Annotated in this window: 18 protein-coding genes; 5 read left to right on the top strand and 13 right to left on the bottom strand. The window is 54.9% G+C overall.

Translation table 11 applies throughout. The features are described 5' to 3' along the window. Positions 1–2 precede the first annotated feature (2 nt). From AABB29_RS06755 to AABB29_RS06695, 13 genes are all read right to left on the bottom strand, one after another. Positions 3–2,165: an ABC transporter permease gene (locus tag AABB29_RS06755; RefSeq protein WP_341367658.1), complete on the bottom strand. Its 2,163-nt coding sequence runs from the start codon at positions 2,163–2,165 to the stop codon at positions 3–5. Continuing rightward, complete coding sequence (locus AABB29_RS06750; protein WP_341367659.1) at positions 2,162–2,926, bottom strand: ABC transporter ATP-binding protein; 765 nt, start codon at positions 2,924–2,926, stop codon at positions 2,162–2,164. The genes AABB29_RS06755 and AABB29_RS06750 overlap by 4 nt, the downstream gene beginning before the upstream one ends. Further along, on the bottom strand, positions 2,923–3,978 hold the full coding sequence (locus AABB29_RS06745) for a branched-chain amino acid ABC transporter permease (protein WP_341367660.1): 1,056 nt from the start codon (positions 3,976–3,978) through the stop codon (positions 2,923–2,925). The genes AABB29_RS06750 and AABB29_RS06745 overlap by 4 nt, the downstream gene beginning before the upstream one ends. Positions 3,979–3,982: 4 nt before the next feature. After that, positions 3,983–5,002 (bottom strand): branched-chain amino acid ABC transporter permease, encoded by a 1,020-nt coding sequence (locus AABB29_RS06740; RefSeq protein ID WP_341367661.1) that lies wholly within the window; start codon positions 5,000–5,002, stop codon positions 3,983–3,985. Between the two features lie 176 nt (positions 5,003–5,178). Further along, positions 5,179–6,000: an AraC family transcriptional regulator gene (locus AABB29_RS06735; protein ID WP_341367662.1), complete on the bottom strand. Its 822-nt coding sequence runs from the start codon at positions 5,998–6,000 to the stop codon at positions 5,179–5,181. Between the two features lie 132 nt (positions 6,001–6,132). Continuing rightward, a complete protein-coding gene (locus AABB29_RS06730; RefSeq protein WP_341367663.1) occupies positions 6,133–7,563 on the bottom strand; it encodes an aldehyde dehydrogenase family protein in 1,431 nt (476 codons plus the stop codon). Between the two features lie 9 nt (positions 7,564–7,572). After that, positions 7,573–8,664: an iron-containing alcohol dehydrogenase gene (locus tag AABB29_RS06725; protein WP_341367664.1), complete on the bottom strand. Its 1,092-nt coding sequence runs from the start codon at positions 8,662–8,664 to the stop codon at positions 7,573–7,575. A gap of 94 nt (positions 8,665–8,758) precedes the next feature. Continuing rightward, entirely contained in the window at positions 8,759–10,027 is a 1,269-nt protein-coding gene (locus AABB29_RS06720) for an ABC transporter substrate-binding protein (protein WP_341367665.1), read from the bottom strand. A gap of 197 nt (positions 10,028–10,224) precedes the next feature. Then, positions 10,225–11,469, bottom strand: coding sequence for an ABC transporter substrate-binding protein (locus tag AABB29_RS06715; RefSeq protein ID WP_341367666.1), 1,245 nt, complete (start codon positions 11,467–11,469; stop codon positions 10,225–10,227). Between the two features lie 48 nt (positions 11,470–11,517). Further along, a complete protein-coding gene (locus tag AABB29_RS06710) occupies positions 11,518–12,210 on the bottom strand; it encodes an ABC transporter ATP-binding protein (RefSeq protein ID WP_341367667.1) in 693 nt (230 codons plus the stop codon). Positions 12,211–12,213: 3 nt separating this feature from the next. After that, a complete protein-coding gene (locus AABB29_RS06705) occupies positions 12,214–12,963 on the bottom strand; it encodes an ATP-binding cassette domain-containing protein (protein ID WP_341367668.1) in 750 nt (249 codons plus the stop codon). Beyond that, positions 12,960–13,985, bottom strand: a complete 1,026-nt coding sequence (locus AABB29_RS06700; RefSeq protein WP_341367669.1) for a branched-chain amino acid ABC transporter permease — start codon at positions 13,983–13,985, stop codon at positions 12,960–12,962. Before AABB29_RS06700 ends, AABB29_RS06705 begins: the two co-directional genes overlap by 4 nt. Continuing rightward, the gene (locus AABB29_RS06695) at positions 13,986–14,840 is read right to left on the bottom strand and encodes a branched-chain amino acid ABC transporter permease (RefSeq protein ID WP_373636839.1); all 855 of its coding nucleotides are present in this window, start codon (positions 14,838–14,840) and stop codon (positions 13,986–13,988) included. A gap of 210 nt (positions 14,841–15,050) precedes the next feature. Here AABB29_RS06695 and AABB29_RS06690 point away from each other — a divergent pair, with 210 nt between their 5' ends. The 5 genes from AABB29_RS06690 (at position 15,051) to AABB29_RS06670 (ending at position 20,075) form a co-directional block, all read left to right on the top strand. Next, positions 15,051–15,707: a hypothetical protein gene (locus AABB29_RS06690; RefSeq protein ID WP_341367671.1), complete on the top strand. Its 657-nt coding sequence runs from the start codon at positions 15,051–15,053 to the stop codon at positions 15,705–15,707. 81 nt (positions 15,708–15,788) lie between these two features. After that, a complete protein-coding gene (locus AABB29_RS06685; RefSeq protein WP_341367672.1) occupies positions 15,789–16,838 on the top strand; it encodes a patatin-like phospholipase family protein in 1,050 nt (349 codons plus the stop codon). A gap of 114 nt (positions 16,839–16,952) precedes the next feature. Beyond that, complete coding sequence (locus AABB29_RS06680) at positions 16,953–17,966, top strand: catalase (protein ID WP_341367673.1); 1,014 nt, start codon at positions 16,953–16,955, stop codon at positions 17,964–17,966. Positions 17,967–18,138: 172 nt separating this feature from the next. Continuing rightward, a complete protein-coding gene (locus AABB29_RS06675) occupies positions 18,139–18,681 on the top strand; it encodes a hypothetical protein (RefSeq protein WP_341367674.1) in 543 nt (180 codons plus the stop codon). Next, complete coding sequence (locus AABB29_RS06670) at positions 18,678–20,075, top strand: hypothetical protein (protein WP_341367675.1); 1,398 nt, start codon at positions 18,678–18,680, stop codon at positions 20,073–20,075. Before AABB29_RS06675 ends, AABB29_RS06670 begins: the two co-directional genes overlap by 4 nt. Positions 20,076–20,085: the final 10 nt, after the last annotated feature.

Raw genomic sequence — 20,085 nt, 5'->3', positions numbered from 1 at the left:
GCTTAAGCTCCTCTCGCTTGGCGGGGTTGACCGTGATACGACCGGAATGTCCGGACGATCAGGTCAGCAAATTCGGGATCATTGATATTGTGCGGCACGCGTACCAACTGGCGATTCGCGGTGGCATTCACAGTGGCCTCAAGGGTGGTGAACAAGGCCTTATTCGCTTCCGGCATCCAAAAGGGCTGATCCGGCGCATCCAGCAGGCTGACGCCACCCTCGGGCAGGAAAAAGCGAACGGGGCCGGTCATCTGGTTCAGCTTGTTGCCGATGAAGCGCCCCATCTTTTCGTTCTCTTCGGGGGTCGTGCGCATCAGCGTGATCTGCGGGTTATGTTCATAGAACAAGCGATCACGGTAATGCGCAGGCACAGTATCCGGCGCGTTGAAATTCACCATGTCGAGCGCGCCACAAGACCCGATATAGGGCAGGCCGGAACGGATCGAGGCGTCAAACCGTTCTTCGGTGGCTGCAAAAACGCCGCCTGCCACAAGGTCACAAACTTCGGTTGTTGTGATGTCGATCACCGCCGACAGCTTGCCACTGTCCAGCAGCTTTTCCATCGACCGTCCCCCGACGCCGGTCGCATGGAAGACGAGGCAATCATAGTTTTCATCAAGCTCGCGGGTGATCATTTGAACGCAAGGCGTGGTCACCCCGAACATCGTCAGCCCGATGGCCGGTTTGTCCTCGGAGGTGGCAGGTTTCCTGCGCTGACGCCCCAGAACCATTCCGCCAAGCGCGGCTGCTCCATTGGCCAGCACCTCGCGGGTGATCGTGTTGATCCCCTGCACATCCGCGACCGAATACATCATCGCGATATCCGCTGGGCCGACATATTGTTCGGTGTTGCCGCTTGCTATGGTCGAGACGATCATCTTAGGCACGCCCACCGGTAAAGACCGGAAACCGGGTGCGACAAGGGCCGTGCCACCGGAGCCACCCGCGCTAAGCAATCCTGCCACATCCGAGCGTTTTGAAATCCAGCGCTCAAAGGCCATCGTCATGCCAGCGACGGCCGTACCGCGGTCGCCGGTAAAGACGGCACTTGCGCCGCTGGGGTGCGAGGCGGCTATGACGTGAGGCGGAATATCAGCGGTACTAGCGCTGCCAGAGGTCGACAAATCGACGGTCTGAACCTTGAGCCCCATATCGCGGACGAAGTCGGCCATATATGTCAGTTCGGCACCTTTGGTATCAAGCGTACCGCACACATAGACAGACCCATGCCCGGCCCGGGCGGCGCGGTTCAAACCGGCGCTGATGGGCACCACAGACGCAGAGACGGCTACGCCCTGCACATCAGTGACCGAGCGCGCCTGGCCTTCCAGAACATGCACAGGCACATTTGGCGTCCATCGCGTGGGCTGCGCTGGGTTCGACATATAAATGCGGGTGATGCTGGCGTGGGCGGGGGCCTCTGTTTCGGATGTGGCGCTGGCTTCATCCGTCTCGTCATGGGCATGACGCCCGACACCCAGCAAGGCCTGCTGCAGATCACGGTCGCTCGCCAGTACCCCGCTATCGATGACACGGTTGATCTGGCCGTTGACCATGATGGCGATCTCGGATGCGACAGAGCAGGCCACCCCGATATTCTGCTCAATCACAAGAACATCGATGTCGCCCTCTTCGCCCAGCTGGATCAGCATCTCGGCCACTTGATTGACGATAACAGGGGCGAGGCCCTCTGTTGGCTCGTCCATCACCAAAAGCTTGGGGTTAAGCAGCAAGGCCCGCCCGATGGCCAGCATCTGCTGCTCACCCCCTGACAGTTGCGCACCGCCATTTGTCTTGCGCTCAGCCAGACGGGGAAAAACACCATAAACACGGTCCACCGACCAGGCGCCGCCGCGCTTCTCCACCAGCTTCAGATGCTCATCCACGGTCAGCGAGGGCCACAATCGGCGACCCTGCGGCACATAGCCGATCCCCATCCGCGCCGTATCGGATGGGCCCAGCCCGCCAATGTCCTGCCCCTGAAACGTGATCGCGCCAGAGGCGACCGGCACCAACCCCATAATCGCCTTACAAAGGGTGGTCTTGCCCATACCGTTTCGGCCAACAACGGACAGAACACCGCTATCAAGGCGCAGGTTCACACCCTGCAGCGCATGGGATTGCCCGTAAAAGACGTTCAGATCCTTGACCTCAAGCGCGCTCAATGTCCGTCCCCCCCGAGATAGAGGGCCTGAACTTCGGGGTCTTCTTCGATCTCGGCAGGCTTGCCTTCTTTGAAGATGCGCCCGTTATGCATCATCGTGACGTAGTCCGAAACGCGCAGGGCCACGTCCATGTCGTGTTCGATGATGATGTAGCCCATATGGGAAGGCAGATTGGTCAGAATCTCGACCAGCTCGCGCCGTTCTGTCGGGGACAGGCCAGCGGCGGGCTCGTCAAACAGGATGAAACGGGGCGCGCCCGACAGGGCCATCGCGATTTCCAGCTGGCGCTGCTGACCATAGGACAGATCGCTGACAATCGTGTCCCGCTCGTCCCACAGGTTCACGCGTTGTGTCAGTTCTTCGGCAGAAGACACCAACGCATCATTGCGCCGGGGACGAAGGAAAGAAAAGCGGCCACGGCTGACGCCGAGACAAGACAGATAGACATTGTCGATCACGCTAAGGCCCGTGAACAGCAGTGAAATCTGATAGGTCCGGCGCAGGCCGCGGCGGATACGCTCATGCGGGGGAAAGCGGGTGATGTCCTCGCCGAAAAAGCGGATTGATCCCTCGCTGGGTGGAAAATCCCCGGTGATACAATTGAACAGGGTCGTCTTGCCCGCGCCGTTTGATCCCAGCACCGCGCGGCGCTCACCAGGACCAACTGACAGTTCGATATCCGACAGCGCCGCCAAGGCCCCAAAGCTTTTGGACATCCCGCGCAGCTCTAACGCATTGGCGCTTTCATTTGGTCCATTCATAACCGCGGCTCCCCTGTTAGTGGGTCGCGGTTCCGCGCGTCCTTGATGCGCTGCCAAATTCCGATCAGGCCATCTTCTGAGAAATAGACAACCACCAAAAAGCCAAGACCGATCAAAAGCTGAAACCGGTCGCCGCTGAGGCCCAAGGCAATCAGAACATCAATCGCAAAGGTCTTCAGCAGAACATAGAGAAACGCACCGATGAATGCGCCGATCGGATGCCCCATGCCGCCAACGACCGCAATGATCAGGATATCAATGGCAGGCTGAATACCGACGGTGCCCGGGCTGATCTGGGCCGATTGCCAAGTCAGCAATATCCCCCCCATTCCGGCAGGAATGGCCGAGAACGCATAGGCAGCAACCCGATGTGCCGTTACATTATACCCAAGCGCGGCCATGCGGCGCGGATTGTCTCGCACACCCTGCAATGCCAGGCCAAACGGCGCGCGTGAGATATAGACGATCGCAAAATACGTTATCACCGCCCACATCAAGGTCATGTAGTAGAACGGCATCGGATCACGCCAGTTGACGCCAAACAGAGGCGGTGGAACAACTGTGTTAAAGCCCTGAAACCCGTTGAAGATGTCGTAATTCTGGCGCGTAAAGTAAAAGAACGCCGCTGCTATCGCGACGGTGATCATGATGGTGTAGATGCCCTCGGTCCGAACGGCCAACCATCCGATGGCCGTCGCAAAAATAACGGCTATGAGCAGGGCAAGCGGCACTGTCACCCACCACGGCCAACCTTGGCTGATCGTATCAATGGCGCTGTCACCAAAGATCGCCACCATGTAACCTGCAACGCCAGCAAATGTCATCTGGGCCAGACTAACCATACCGCCATACCCGCCCAGAAACATCAGCGAACAGGCGATCATGCCAAGGATGAAGGTCCATCCGAAGATCTGGAACATCACAAAATCAGAGGCAAAGGATGGCAAGATCAGCAGGATAAACCCCACAACCCAATAGGCGGCTGGCACCCGTTCGACCCACATCTTGCGATCTGGGCTTGAGAGGCTTCTTGCGTCAGTTTCCATCGTCATCGCGCTACCTTCCCATCAAGCCTTGGGGACGGAATGCCAGCACCGCCACCATGATTAGAAAGGTCAAAACGACCGCGTAGGTTGGGAAATAGACCGAGCCAAATTGCTCGGCTAAACCGATTAGCAATGCGCCCAGCGCCGCGCCCGGGATCGAGCCCATACCGCCCACGATGACCACAACCAGCGATGCCAGTAGGAACCGCACATCCTCACCCGGGGCTGCAGATTGGAAAGTGGCGCCGACAACGCCAGCCAGACCCGCCAGACCGGCTCCGAAGAAGAAGACGCCCAGAAAAACAACCTGAATGCGCGCGCCTGTGGCGCTTAGCATATCGCGGTCATCTACACCGGCCCGTACCAGCATCCCAACGCGTGTACGGTTCAGCACCAGCCACATCGCGACTCCAATGGCCACCGAGGCGCCAAAGATGACGATGCGCACAGCGGGGTATTTTAGATAGCTGGTCACCACCTCACCCGAACTACGGACACGCTGACTGGTGATCAGGTTTGTTTCAATCGGACCGGACAGCCAGGAAGGAGGTGTAATGTTATAAAAATCACCACCAAAGACCCACAGCATCAGGTCCGCTGCCACAATGGAAATCCCAATAGTGACAAGTGTTTGACGCAAGTCTTGCCCTTCCATTCTGCGGAAGACAAAGATCTGCATGAGAACGCCAACAAGACCAACGATCAGGAATGTGATCGGGAAGGCAAGCAACCATAGACCTGTCTGATCAGCGATAAAGAATCCAAGATAGCCGCCAAGCAAGTACAAAGAGCCATGGGCCATATTCACGTTGCGCATAAGCCCAAAAATCAGGGTAAAACCCGACGCCACCAGGAAATAGAGACCACCAAGCGTAACCCCATTGAAGAGCGCGTTCAGGAAGATCTTCTTTGATCCGATACCGTCGGTCAGCCATTCCGGCCAGATCGCAAAAATCATGTACAGCAGGATCAGCACGGCGATCACAATGATCCCCGCCCAAATCGGATGCCGCGCCGCAAATACTCTCACCTTCTTGGCCCCAAGAAGAGATCGCGGGTCAGGAAAGCTCCTGCACCTTTCATGAATTTTTCCTCCCTTGCCGGACGCGCATTGGCGACCCGGACAAGGTCAGATTAAGTGAGAGAAGCCAGCTTGAACGTATCCAGAAGTATTCACTGGTTTCTGAGGGTCGCTAAATTGCGGCCCTAGCTGATGCGCGCGACCCGGCGATAGTCGGTCGGCGAGATGCCAACGTTCAAAGAAAAGAATCGCGTAAAAGACGCCTGGCTCGCGAAACCCAGATCATGGGCGATATCGGTGACAGATTTATTCGTCGACAGCAGATCGTCGATCGCACGCTCGGACCGTAACGTGTTGAAATAGACATTCGGCGTCACGCCTGTTTGACGTTTGAACAGTTTGAAAAAATGGGGGCGCGACAGGCCAACTTCACTTGCCAAAGCATCAAGACCATTGTGATCGCAAAGGTAATTTTTCATCAACTGCTGCGACCGGCGTACCCTAAAGTCGCTGAAGCTGCGATGCGCCTGAAGATTGCATGGCCGTGTTCGTTCAACCCAGGATGCCTCATAGCATTGGCTGGTCAGATCAATCAGTAAATCCTCGACATTCAGGTCAAGACTATCCGACATCATCAGCCTGACGAGACGATTGAGCATGTCTTTCAATGTGTCGGTCATTTGCAGCCGCGCCCGCCCAAAACTGAGCGCGTAATCAGACGATCCGGTATTTTCCAAAAACCACATCGGCCGAATATACAGGACGAGGCATTGGGTGCTTCCTTCCGATGCTGGCTCAAACGAATGCTGCGCCCAAGGGCTGATAGCTGCGGCAAAAGTTTCATCGCATTCGAAACTGCGAGAGCCGATGGTGACGGTTGCGTGATTGCCACCAACCATAAAAATCAAGTGCCCTTCACGATGGGCATGCGTTGTAATGGGTCTGTTTAAATCGTAAATGGCGGCACGACCAAAATAGCCATGCGACACAGCAAGCGCCGTACTCATGGTGTCCTCCCTGAAATGCCTTCCCTCCCAAGAAGGCCCAGTCATATCGTACCGAATTTCGATTCGAATCAACCGTCCGGGCATCAAAACAGACTATTTGGTACGAATGCAGATGATCCGACTCTACGGTTTTCAAGCGGCCGAATAGGCTGTTTTTACTGTCGTAAAGAACTCAGCCGCGTAACGCCCTTGCTCACGCGGACCAAAGCTAGAGCCTTTCGTACCCCCAAATGGAACATGGTAATCCACACCGGCCGTCGGCAAATTCACCATGACCATTCCAGCCTGCGCACGCCGCTTGAAATCGGTGGCATATCGTAAGGAAGTTGTACAAATACCGGCAGTTAGGCCAAATTCTGTGTCATTCGCCAATGCCAACGCATGTTCATAGTCACGCGCCCGAACCGTTGTCGCAACCGGTCCAAAGACCTCTTCGCAATTGATGGCCATATCCGGGGCAGTATCCGTAAACAGCGTCGGCTCAAGAAAGAAGCCCGGCGTTTCACATTGCTTCAACGCGCCGCCCACCCGCAGATTTGCCCCATCCTTTCGGGCCTCTTCGATAAACCGCATATCCTGATCAAGCTGGACCTGATCCACGACCGGACCCATCTGTGCTGCCGGGTCCAATGCGGGACCCACGCGCAAATTGCGGGTTTTTTCAGTCAGCATCTCAACAAAGCGGCTATGCACCCCGTCTTCGATAATCAAACGAGACGACGCCGTGCATCGTTGACCGGTGGAAAAGAAGGCACCATTCAGCGCCGCATCCGTCGCCACCTCTAAATCAGCATCATTGAGGACCACCAACGGGTTCTTGCCGCCCATTTCAAGCTGCATCTTACGGTTATGTCGCAGACATGCCTCTGCAACGATCCGGCCCGTTCCCACTGAGCCGGTAAATGATAACCCCCTGATCTGCGGCGTCTCCAGCAAGGTCGCACCGACAACCCGGCCCGGCCCCATAACCAGGTTAAAGGCGCCGTTTGGCAGGCCCGACCGGCTGATGATTTCGGTCAACGCCCAGGCACAGCCCGGTACCAGCTCGGCCGGTTTCAAGACGACCGTGTTTCCGTAGCAAATGGCTGGCGCGATCTTCCACGCGGGGATGGCAATTGGGAAATTCCAAGGGGTGATGATCCCAATGGGACCGACCGGCTCGCGCGTAATTTCAACACCCACACCGGGGCGTGTCGATGGCAACACCTCCCCACTGAGCCGTAGCGCCTCGCCCGCGAAAAAATCAAAGATACGCGCTGCGCGTTCAGCTTCGCCAATGGCTTCGGCCAATATCTTGCCCTCTTCCCGGGCCAGAAGTTCGCCGATTTCCTGCCTTCGCGCCATCAATTCATCACCGATAAATTTCAGAACGTCATGGCGCTGCTGTACCGGGGAAAACGCCCAATCGGTAAAAGCATCCGTTGCGGCCTGAACTGCCGCTTCGGCCTCGGCACGTCCGCCTTCGGCGTAAAGGTCGATCACATCATCCGTGTTAGACGGGTTGATGTTCGGTGTTGCATGGCCGGTCTCAAGCCATTGTCCGTTAATGAAAAGCGGCTTCATGTTGATCCTTCAAAAGACGTCTTCGACGATGGTCTGTATTTGTTTGGCTACGGGCCCAGGCATGTGAATGCGATCTTGGGCCGCTGTGATCGCCTTTTGAACATCGGACAGGGCAAGCCCCATATCGCGCAGCGATCTATTCAATGGCAGCGGATCCAATATTTCCTCGATGCTCCGGCTGAGGGAAGCGTCGTCTTCGGCATCAAGAAGACGTAAGATCAGCGCCTCATCATGGCGCGAGATCAGCTGCAAATCATGCAGCAGGCGTGGCATCAAAATGCGTTGTAGCGAGCCGGTATCGACATCATTTTGCGTCAAAAGGGTCAGCGCATTTGCGATCGCTTCGACCAATCCAGGACCCTTTTGTTGCGATATTGATCCAATCAGGGACGCAGCCATCAAATCGCGCATCAACGGATGCGCCGTTTGGTTTTCATAGACCTGCGGCAAAATCATCGCCAGACGGCGCAGGCCTTCTGCGGCCATACCATCAGCAAGCGGGTTGAAATTTGAACCCGCAAACGTACCCAGACAACGGCCAAGCGTTTTGGCAAAGGCGTTTGCAATATCAGTTTCGGTTGATTTAGCGATCACAGATGGATCGCAGATAATCACATTGGGTGGGCTGGTCTTAAAACTGGCAGTCGCGCCGCCCGATAGACAAGGGTCGGGCATACCATCGACACCGGGGATCGCGAAGAAATCAGGTAGATATGCCTGCGTTCTTTGCGTACGCCTTTCCTCTTGGGGAAGGCTTGCCATGCGTGATTGCGCGAATAGTTGGCGGCATTTGCGCGCATGACCAATGGCACGCGCCGAGCCAAGGGCAATGATGACATCAACCCGCTCATTCGTTTCATGCACCAAGCCCAGCTCGCCTGTAACAACTTTGGAATGGTCCGGCGCAATGGCGACCACTTCGCGCGATACGTTGTCAGGCAGCGAGATATAAACTCGCTCTAACAATTGTGCGTCAGGTTGCTTTTGATCATGGATCACAAGAACCCGGCGGTGTTCGCTTTCTTCAAGTTCTGCACGAAGCGCCTCTTCCAGCACGTCGGTGGCAAAATGTATGCGCGATTGAAAGGTGATCAGGGTCATCTCGAACAACGCTTCCGGGGTGCGGGATAGGGACGGAAATTCGTCCGGATTGCTGGCGGCATCAATTGGTGCCGCCAGTGTCTTTAGTCAGATCTTATTCGTAAGACGCCAGACATTCAGGCGTATCGCGTGATGGCAGGCCCAACTGATCAAATGCGGCGCTGCTCAGACCCAATGTCTGCGTCACCTCATCAACCATACCCACCATTTCATTGGCAAGCGTGCCATCTTCAAGCTCAACGACCTCTGAGATGAAGTTGGCCGCAATCGCCTGCCGGTTCTCATCGAGACGGATCGTGCCCGTGGGCGATTCCAGTTCCAGGTTAGTCAGGCAATTGCGGAAATCAGCCTGCCCGGCGCCCAGATTACCCCCAACATCATTCACGCATTGCAGCATAGCGCTGGTTGCGTTGTAGTAGGTGGTCGCCAACAAAGAGGGGCTGGGGAAACGATCTTCGGGGGCAAATGTATCCTGATACAGCTTCACATAGTTTTGCCAGTTTTCGTTATCCCAGGTGTCTGCCTGTGGACCCGACGACGGTGTGCCGATCAGTGCGTTCTTTGCGTCACCACGCGAATTCAGGACGGTCCCATCGACCATGATCGTCCCGCCAATCAGGTTCGCGTCGCCGCCCGCCTGCTGGTATTGGTTTAGGAAGTTGACAGCGTCACCACCGCCAAGGCCCAGATAGATCGCGTCTACATCATCAGGCAACGCGGCAATGATTGATCCGAAGTCCTTTGTCCCAAGAGGAACCCATAAACGTTCAGTAATCTCGCCGCCTGCTTCACAGAAATCTTTAGTGAAGCCCATTACCTGCGTATAAACAAAGGAGTAATCCTCACCAACGGTCGCGACGACTTCCCAGCCTTTTTCTTCAAAGACATATCGGCCAAGACCCACGGACCACTGTCCGCCATCCGTGTTGAACCGGAAGAAATTTTCAGAAGGATCAACATAGGTCGTTTCAAGCGCACCAGAGGAGCCGTTGATAAAGGTTACATCTGGCTGGGTCTTTGAAAAGTCACGGATCGCGATCCCTTCAGAGCCTGACAATGGCCCAATCACGATCTCAACGCCGTCCTGCTCAACCAATTTCCGGGCACCGCGGACCGCGCTGTCCGGGCTGGTGTCGGTAGATTGGATGATGATCTCAATCTCTCTACCGCCTGCCATGTTGTCAGCCGCTTCCAAAGCGGTCCGGATGCCGCGCACGCCGTCTTCGCCAAGCGCTGTGTAGGTGCCTTCAAGCGTTGCCAGAACGCCAACCTTCAATGGTCCTGTATGCCCATCTGCCCAAGCGGCCCCGGCAAGCACTGTCATGGCGATCGCGGACGCACCCAGTTTCAAAGAATTTTTCATTGGTTCCTCCCTAGTGCAGCCCGAGATTGTTCCGGGCCGTCCAATTCTGATCAAAACCTGCCCGATACGATTCGCGGATCACGAGGGGTGCGACGACATTGCTATAGGTCTGTTTTTTGCGGCTCTGATCCGTAGTTTTTGCCAAAAATAAGGCCCCAGAAAAAACTGGGGCCGTATCAAAAGCGACGTCGATGTGTCTATTGATCAAGTTCCAGAACAGCGTCGCCGTCAACCAAGGCGACCTGCTCAAGGCTTTCTTCGCCTTGCCAGCGGAAAATACCGAAGATGCCAGCCGGAACACCGGTGCCAGTATATTCCATCGATCCGGTCACGCCGTCGTAATTGATCGCCTCACCGGCCCTGATTGCCTCGATCCCTTCGGCGTAGGTGTAGACGATTTTGCCGTCTCCCCCGGTTACTTCGTACATGGCTTCGGTCCAAGCGGCAGAATCCGTGGTGCCGGCCTTTTCGATAGCCAGTGCCGTCGAGACAAGCAGATCATAGTATTGCATGGCGTAGGAGTTGCCCGCGTCACCGATCTGCGGTGCATGGGATGACGCATTTAGCGTCGGTTCATAGTAATCCCATGCCGGGCTGCCAGAGTTTGAATAGGCCGCCAGAACGACCTCTTCATGCTTAGCGGCCGCATCTGCCGTCAAGGTTTGAATAAAGCCCGGCTCCTGCCATTCCTGCGTGCCAACGATGAACCAGCTATTGCCTGCCTCGGCCGCGTTTTTGACAAAAGCACCCCCATCCGCCGGGGCCGAGAAGACGACAACCGCATCAGGGTCAAGCCCTGCGATACGGCTAACGACACTGCGATAGTTCGGTTGGTTGGGCTGGATGTCGATCGTTGCCAGAACATCCATTCCAAGCTTTTCAGCAGCAATGACGCCCGCATTCTTCTGCAATTGTGATCCAGCAACTTCGGTCGCAACCAGCACGATGCTCTGCTTGCCTGCATTCGCTGCGTGCAAGATCGCAGCAGCACCTTGCGCCGAATCCATTGGCGATCCGCGGAATAGCGGCTCTGATTCGACGCCGCCAAATTCGGCCTCAATCGCGCCGCCATGCACAGATGGTAGCAATGGCCCGCCAGCCTCATCCACCTTATCAAGGATGTAATCCCGATAAGACTGATAGTTATGGGCCGCGTTCAGTAGGATATCGATGTTTTCACTATCAACGAGCTTTCTTGCCGCGCGGGCCTCGCCAATTGTGCCGATATCCTGATGGATCGGCGTCAACGGACGGCCCAAGGGCGGGTCTTCGTTGATCACCTCAAGCGCAAAATCCGTGACCGCATCAAAGAATTCACCAAACCCACCATACTCGCCCGTATGATAAGTCAGATGGCCAACCTTGATATCCTGCGCTGAAACACTGCCAGCCGTGAGCGTCAGCGCTGCAACTGCCGTAGACAATAAGTATTTTGTAGTCATGTTTTCCTCCCAGATTCCGTGCTTTCGCGCGGTTTTTTAGGGCTGACGTCAGATGTGATATGCTTTCATCAGCCGCTTCATGCTCAAGCCCTTTGCGGGTTCAAGCAAATGCATCCGACCCAAACTCAAAACGAGCACACGGTCGGCGATTTCGAGTGTCTTTTTTGCGTTCTGCTCGGCCAAAATGATGGAGATATTGCGGGACTTCCGGGCCTGCGCGATGTTTTCGAACAAGATATCGACATAGAGCGGGGACAGTCCGGCCGAGGGTTCATCCAGCAGCAAAAGCTGCGGATCCTGCATCAAGGCACGGCCAACCGCCAACATCTGCCCTTCACCGCCCGACAAACTGCCAGCGGTTTGATCCTTGCGCTCCGCTAGGCGCGGAAAAAGTGCGTAGACCTCGTCCAACCGCTCTTGTTTGGAGCGCGTACCGACTAGGGCGCCAAGAGACAGGTTTTCCGCCACGGACAGGTTTGGAAAGACGTTGCCTTCCTGCGGAACATAAGCAATGCCACGCTTTGACAGCTCATAAGCGGGTGTCGCGGACACGTCCTGTCCCTGCCAGGCAATCGATCCTTCGCGCACTGGCACGACCTTCGCCAGGGTCGACAAAAGTGTAGTTTTGCCGGCCCCGTTTGCCCCCAGAACCGCCAAAATTTCATTGCCAACTTCAAAGCTGAGATCCGACAGGATTTGTACATCGCCGTATCCACTGCCAAGGTTCTGGACGTCAAACATCGTTCAGACCCCCATATACTTTTCAGCGACAACACGGTTTTTCTTCACCGCATCAGGTTTTCCTTCGAACAGGATCGATCCTTCGGACAGGAAGTGCACATAAGAGCAATTGGCCCAAATCAGATCAAGATCATGTTCAATGATAACAACCGTCATCTCGCCGGCATCCACCATTTCCTGCATTAGCTTCATCACGTCCTTAGTGATTTCATCAGGCAGCCCGGCGGTGGGCTCGTCCATCAGCAGCATCTTGGGCTTTACGATCACACAGCGCAGAATATCCAGCAGCTTCTTTTCGCCACCCGACATGGCGTAACCATCTGGGTCGCTGAACGGAAAACGGGACAACAGAACGTCAATCTCTGCTTCGAGCACATCGTCAGGCGGGGCCAAACGCCAGACGCTACGCCAATCCTGTTTGCCTGATGGCGTTGCCGCCATGCGCAGGCTGTCGCGGATCGTCAAACTGTCAAAATTCTGGATGCGCTGGTTGGTTTTCACCAATCCTTTGCGTGCCACCTCATACGATTGCACGCCCATAAGCGATGTGGATGTACCTGCGTCATCCTCAAGCCGAACATCCCCCGTCGTGGCCGCGATACGCCGGGTCAGACAGCCAAGCAAGGTTGATTTCCCGGCCCCGTTTGGCCCAATCAAACCCTCAATCCCGTGACCTCCAAACTGCGCATTTTGGATGTCGAGCACGGTATGCCCTGTATAGGATTTGGTCAGGTTGGTTGCCGAAAGCTTCATGACTTGCCTGCGGGGTCGTTGCCGCCGGATTGTTCTGATTTTTTTCCAAGCGCTTCTTTGGTCTTCTCAACCCCACGCTGCGTCAAAGTGGCCGCCCCCGAAAAGGCGGTTTTTCCTGTGCGCAGCAATTCCTGCCAAACCTTTTCAGGTGGCGTTGTGGGTGCCAGCAGGCCAGTTGGACGATAAATCAGAACCGCCATAAGCAGCAGGCCATAAAGGAACAGTTTCATGTTCGGGACAACCACCGCCAAGTCGGGCGAGACCGGCGCGTAGGTTTCGATCAGAATGTCAAAAATGCCAAATGTGACAAAGACCCCGATCACTGCGCCCAGCGCGTGCTCTTTACCGCCAAGAACCAAGGCGATCCAAACTGCAAAGGTCACGGACGGAACCATCATATTCGGCGTCAAGAACTGGTTCAGCGGGGCGGACAGTGCACCAAGCAAACACATGACAATCGAAGCGAGGACAAACCAAAACATTTTGACTTGAAAGGTGTTCTTTCCCAGCGACGCGCACAGCCCTTCATTGTCCCTTATGGCCTTCAGCAGCTTGCCCGTGGGCGACTTATGCAAGCGTAAGATCAAGACCTGCAGACCCACAACAATGGCAACCAAAAATACAAAATAGAGAAACTCGGTCCCGTCTCCGATCCGAAACGGATATCTGATCGTGCCGAGGCCAACGACACCCATTGTTACCCATTTTTCGGTGACAATCAGCAGGGAAATAATCGCCGCAAAAGCAATCGTCGCGCATAGGGTCGCCTGCGGGTCTAATCGCAGTATCAGCCAGCCCATCAGCCAAGACACGGCCACCGACAAAATGAGAACAAGAAACAGCGCGTCCACAAAAGACATATCCAGCTGAACCTGCAAAATGCCCATCGCGTACATACCAAGGCCCCAGAAGCCAACAACGCCAAAATTAGCGATGCCCAGCATCCCGAATTGGACATGTAACGCCAACGCCAGCCCAACATAGATCAACAGCAAAGACAGCGAGAAAATCAGATAAGCCATCTACGCCAACCTCGGGCTACGTCGCCACAAAATCAGGATAAACGCAGACAGTAGGACGACCTCTGCGTAAAGCGGCTTTGTGATCAGTGTAATCGCAGCGGTCAGGATACCCGCGACGACAGCGGCAACCAGTGCGCCGCGAACACTGCCAACGCCCCCAATGATCGAAACCATGACGGTGATCAGGATCAGGTTCCAGCCCATCAACGGGTTCACGAGGGCAAAGACGCCCTGAAAAATTCCAGCCAGCCCAGCCGCCGCGCCCGCGATAAACCAGACATAAATCGACACGCGATGCGGATCGATGCCACTGACTTGGGCAAGGTCGGGATTGTCCGCCAATCCACGTACCTTTTCGCCAAACCCGGTGTGGTAGATCAGCCAGTAAAGGTTAAATGCGAAGGTAAAGACCAAAATAAGTGCAATAAACTGCAGACTGGTCGCACCCGTTCCGGCGAAGGTGAAAAAGGCTATCGGCGGCTCGTTCAAAAAGACATTCTCGGCCCCGACCATCAATATAAGACCATAGCGCAAAACAAAGGAAAGACCCACGGACAGGATGATCAGTTCCGCTGGTTTGACACCGCGCTGGGTCGCCGGACGGAATACGTACAGGTAGGTCAGCACACTGAGCGCCCCGGTCATCATGGCGGCAGGGACAATTGAAAGATAGAAACTAAGACCAAAAGAGACGTTCAGAAAAGATGCGAAATAGGCACCGTATGTGATGCCCTCACCATATCCGAAATTGATGAAGCCATTCAGATAGTAAATCAGCGTAAAGCCCATCGCCGCGAGGATAAGCGGAGATGCCTGCAACACGCCAATAAAGATCGCATCAATGATGAATGACAATCGCATCCTCCCCCGTCGTGCGGTTGCAAATGTTAGATGCAACCGCTGTCTTCAGGCTCCATCAAGAAACCGGTTTTCGAGAATGCCAGAAGGGATCATCGCGTAACCATTCATCTGCTTTTGTCCGATCCGAACGTTCCACCATCTTGATCAAAGCATTGAAGAGGCGGCAGGCTTTGACAGCGTGTTGACCACCAAAAGGATGCCATCATGTCCGATGTTTTGAAGGATAACCGGTTACCCCTGGGGATATCCGCCGCCGCCCTTATTGTGGCAACCTACATTGGTTTTGTCCCGCTAATGCAACGAGACAGAAGCGACAATTCCGCGCCAGCCCAAGAGATTGCAGGCCTTCAGGACCGGATCAGTGCGCTTGAAGCAAACGCCACCGGACCAGCCTCAAACGATATGCCTGAAGGTGCAGACAATGCACGTCTGCGACAAGAGATCGACCTAATTGTGCGGGGCCTTGGCAATCAGACCGGGCGCATCTCGCGCTTGCAGGATGCCGTCGAGGGCATCACGACTGAAAATGGTCAAATTGCCCCATCCACCTTGGTGATGGATGAAATTGCTCTGGCTAAGCGCGGATTGGTCAATCTGACTGGTCGGATCAATGCACTGTCTGAACGCATGGACGCCTTAGACACTGCTGCGGCCGATATTGCGCGTCTGCAGCAACAAATGGGGAATGTGGACCGTGCGCTGGCGCGGCTTGCCACAAATGCAAATACCGCCCGGGATGAACGGGCCACCCTTGCACAAACACTCCCAGCATCCGGCAGCACCGGAACAACCGCAACACAAACCGATTTGACCGAAATTGCGCAGACGCTTGAGGCAATCCTGCAGAAACTGGAAAATTAAGTTCACGGAAACTTAAGAAAGCCATAATTTGTCATCAACCTGCGTGGGACGAATTAACAAAAGTATTTTTGGAACGTACCTATGCCATTTAAATTGGTCTCCTGCGATGGGGGTGGCATTCGAGGATATCTGACCTGCCGGCTATTGCAGGATTTGCACGCAGAAACAGGGTTTCTGGACAAGGCCGACGGATTTGCAGGTACATCCACCGGTGGATTGATTGCGGTTACACTGGCCGATGGTCGCGCACAGGGCAAAGATACTGGCGATCTTATCGGTGTTCTTGCCAAACACTACCGCGATGACGCGGATACGCTGTTTCGCGTGAATGAACAGGGGATCGTTGACAAAGCCTTTGATGAATTGCTCAAACGGTTCAAGCTGGGCGGCGGTCCGGGCATCACCGGGGCACAATATGATGCGTCAGGGCTTGTTGAGATTGGCCATACTCTGGTGGGCGATCGGACACTTTCATCGTTACCGACTGACCTGGTTCTGGCCGTCAATACAGTCTGTCTGAACCGCAGCGCCGACATCGGCTGGGCGCCCTTCACCATCACAAATCAAGAGCTGCAATATGAAAGCTGGATGAACATGCGTGACGTCCCGCTTTTGGACATTGCATTGGCCAGTGCGGCGGCCCCTTCATATTTCCCACCGCATCTTATCCGCACCAAAGACACCGATTACGGGTATTTCGCCGATGGCGGTATGTTCGCGAACAACCCTGTGTTGAACGGCATCAATGTCGCGATTGCCGCCAATCAGGCCGAGCACCTTGAAAATGTCGAAGCGTTATCAATCGGTACCGGGCTCCAGCCCGCGGATATATCCGAAGATATGGTCAAGAATCCCGATGATTGGGGGCTATTGAAATGGTTCGGCGTCACCTCAAAGGCGCCGAAAGGCGCATTGATCGAAATGATGCTAACCACATCCGCCGAAAACCAATATTGGATGGCCCGCCTTGTGTTGAAAGATCGTTTGGTCCGGCTGAACCCGCCGTTACCCAAGGTGGTCGGACTCGCAACGCATGAACCGGAATCCTACGATCTCATGGATCAGGCAATAGAAGCCAGTAAGCAAACCAAGCATTGGGAGAGGGCAATTGAGATGCTGCAACGCTGGTGAATTACCGTCACCCTCACAGCCACTGTGCAACTGTTGCGGTCGCTGTTGCTTTTGTCTGGGATCTTTCTAGAGTGATTCCATTGCTGTTAACAATTTATTAACTGAAGGGTATCAATGCAGGATTCCGAAATATCCGAAGAGCTCGTGTTTGCCTTACAACGCCCCGATGGCGACAAGGCGTTGCGCCCGGTACATACCATTGGCATTAGTGCCACCGGGTTTTTCGAACCCTCGCCCATTGCCAAAAATTTCTGCATCGCAAAACACTTTGACACCGAAAAGACCGACGTAATCGTCCGGTTTTCAAACGGGTCAGGCTGTGCGGTTGTGCATGATGGGTGGTCCGATGTGCGCGGCATGGCCGTACGATTTCACCTGCCGGATGGGACTGACACCGATCTGATCTCAATGACCTTGCCAGAGTTCTTTGCGCCAACGCCTGAAACCTTTCTGGAATTTGCTGAAATGGCGGCACCCAAGCCCTATAAGGGCCAGACGCCATGGCAAAAAATCGCAGGATTGTTGAAGCTGATCTTGCCGGAACGTGATCCCTACCCAGGCGAAACGATCAGTCCCGATGAGGGTGCGTTGCAGTTCGCAGATGAACATGAATATGCACAGCTTAGCGTATTGCAGGCCTCGCAGATTGGTGCGCCTGTCAGCTATGTCCGCGCAGCCTATCACGCCGTACATACGTTTATTGTGACGGCTCCAGATGGAACGCGCCGCTGGGTGCGTTTTTCCTGGCAGCCCATTGCAGGGGTTTTAAACACCGATCCAAACGCAACGCCCGATGACGATTATTTGCGGCAAGAACTCAGGGACAGATTAGCGAATGAAACGGCCCGTTTTTCCCTTATGATGACCATCGGAGAGGTGGGTGATGATTTCAACGATTCCACCCGATCTTGGCCACCGCATCGCAAGCGGATCATGATGGGCACGCTTACCGTTGATGCTATCCCCGAAGACCAGATTGCAGATAACGAGAAGCTCAGTTTCAATCCGGGGCTCCTAACAGATGGGATCGCGTTTTCTGATGATCCGGTGCTGCATGTCAGGCTGAAGACCTACGAATTTTCCAGTAAATTGCGGGAAGCGACCCCGTGCCCGTTTTCTAAGAGGTAATCCAATGCAGGACGGTTGGTTCAACACTTATGTCAACTCCTTGCAAGACAGGGGTTGGTTTCAATTTCTCTCTCGCTATATCGTCGTGCCCTACTGGATTTGGCGCGATCCGAGGCCAAAGCTGCCCGGCGGCCCACGACCATCGCCGCAACCCAGCGAGAATGTGCAACGCATGATGAACCTCATCATGCCCCTGAAAGATGCATCACCCGCCGGGCGTGCCAAAGCCACGATGGCGATTGCGCAAAATGTCGAAGAGATTTTTGCAGGTTTGGACAATGTTGGAACCGTGCATTTCGCCCGGTTTCTATTGATTGACAAGAATATCTGCATGATTTCGGTTTATGATGGCGATTTCAGCAACTATATCCGCGATTTCATCACGACAATTGGCAGCGTTTTTGACGCGGTTTTGTCGCTTGTCGACGGAGCAGAGCATCTGATCCCAACCGAACATAATGTCGAAGAATTCATTGATTGGGTCCACGAACACGATCTGTTTCAAGCCCCGGATTTCCCGACAGACCTGTTTGGTCTGCAAGACGCTGCGCAGGGCAAGACACCCAATCAGCCGCCGCATGCGCTGAACACATTGCCGCGTAACTTCATTTTGCAGATGCACGCCAATCGCAACATTTCATTGGGGGGCGGCTATCGCGCCTATCCCGGAGTTTCCGCCGCGCAAGTGCGCCAAAAGTTTGGACAAGGCTGGTGAGTAATAATTTCGATCTTGCGGATATTCAGGGCAATATCCTGCGCGGCTATCGCCGCCAATTTGTACGTCATTTGGTCCTTGAAGTCAGTGACCTGTCCGCTGCTCGGCAGTTTCTGCAAGCTGGTGTTGATGGGGGAAATGCTGATGTCCCTGGCATCACACGCGGTGCCACATGGACAGTAAAGCCAGAGTATTGCTTCAATATTGGTATTACATATGAGGGGCTGCGCGCACTGGGCACACCGGCTGCGCACCTGAAGACCTTTCCGACAGAATTCAAACAGGGCATGGCCGCCCGCGCGATGAAAATCGGGGATTTTGGCGAAAGTGCTCCTGAAAACTGGCCCGCACCCTTTGATCAGCCAAAGCGTATCCACATCATCGCTTCGATTCACACAGATGATCTGACCCATCTTGATCAGATCGAGGCACAAGTCGCAAAAGCGTTTCATATCCTCGGCACACGCGATGGCCGCAGCCTGCCTGACGGGAAAGTATTTTTTGACTACGTGGATGGGATTTCTCAACCGCGTTTCAAACATGTGATTGACCCCGACCAAGTCGGTGTTGATGAACCCATGGATCCGCTTGGAACCGCGCTACTTGGCTACCCAACCAAACAAGAAGGCGTTCTGTTTCGCGTTCCAAGTCCACCAGAGCTGGGCTTTAACGGCTCATTCAACGCCTTTCGGATTTTGTCGCAAGACGTTGTCGCATTTGAACGGTATCTGGACGAAGCAGCGAGCTTTCTGATGGATCATCCCAAAAGGGACCAATTGGCTGACCCCAAACATCTGGACCGTATCGGCAAAGGGCTCGATATGCATGGGGCGCTGCGCGAGGTCGTCGCAGCACAGCTCTGCGGACGCTGGCGTAACGGGGTCCCTTATGAGCTGTCGCCAGACGCGCAGTTTCCGGAAAAAGAAGTCTCACTGACTAATTTTGACTACACGCATTCGTCCCGCTGTCCCGCCGGGGCGCATTTGCGACGTGGTAATCCACGTGGCGGCCCAATCGTGCAGCGCATTGCGAACTACACCCGCCGCCTTGTCCGGCGCGGTATGTCATATGGCCCGGATTTCGACCCCAAGGCACCTGATAATGCCGAACGCGGCCTGCTGGGCAGCTTTATCGGCGCCAATATCGGCGCACAATTCGAAGCGGTCATGTGCGATTGGATCAATGTCGGTCTACAAGATCCAAATATCACGGGCACAAACGATCCGCTTCTCGGAGCCAATACACCCGAAACAAGCGTGTTTGACATGACCCTTCCCGACGGTGACAGCATCCGGTTGCGCGAAATCCCACGGCTGATCAATGCCCGTGGCGGCGCCTACACGTTCTTGCCCAGTATGACGGCGATCAAATACCTGGCTGCGCTGACCGAATAAGGCAGCGCGG

Source organism: Yoonia sp. BS5-3 (assembly GCF_038069655.2).
GTDB classification, from domain to species: domain Bacteria; phylum Pseudomonadota; class Alphaproteobacteria; order Rhodobacterales; family Rhodobacteraceae; genus Yoonia; species Yoonia phaeophyticola.
The sequence above is the reverse complement of the archived record's forward strand: the minus strand, read 5'-3'. Positions and strand labels throughout refer to the sequence as shown.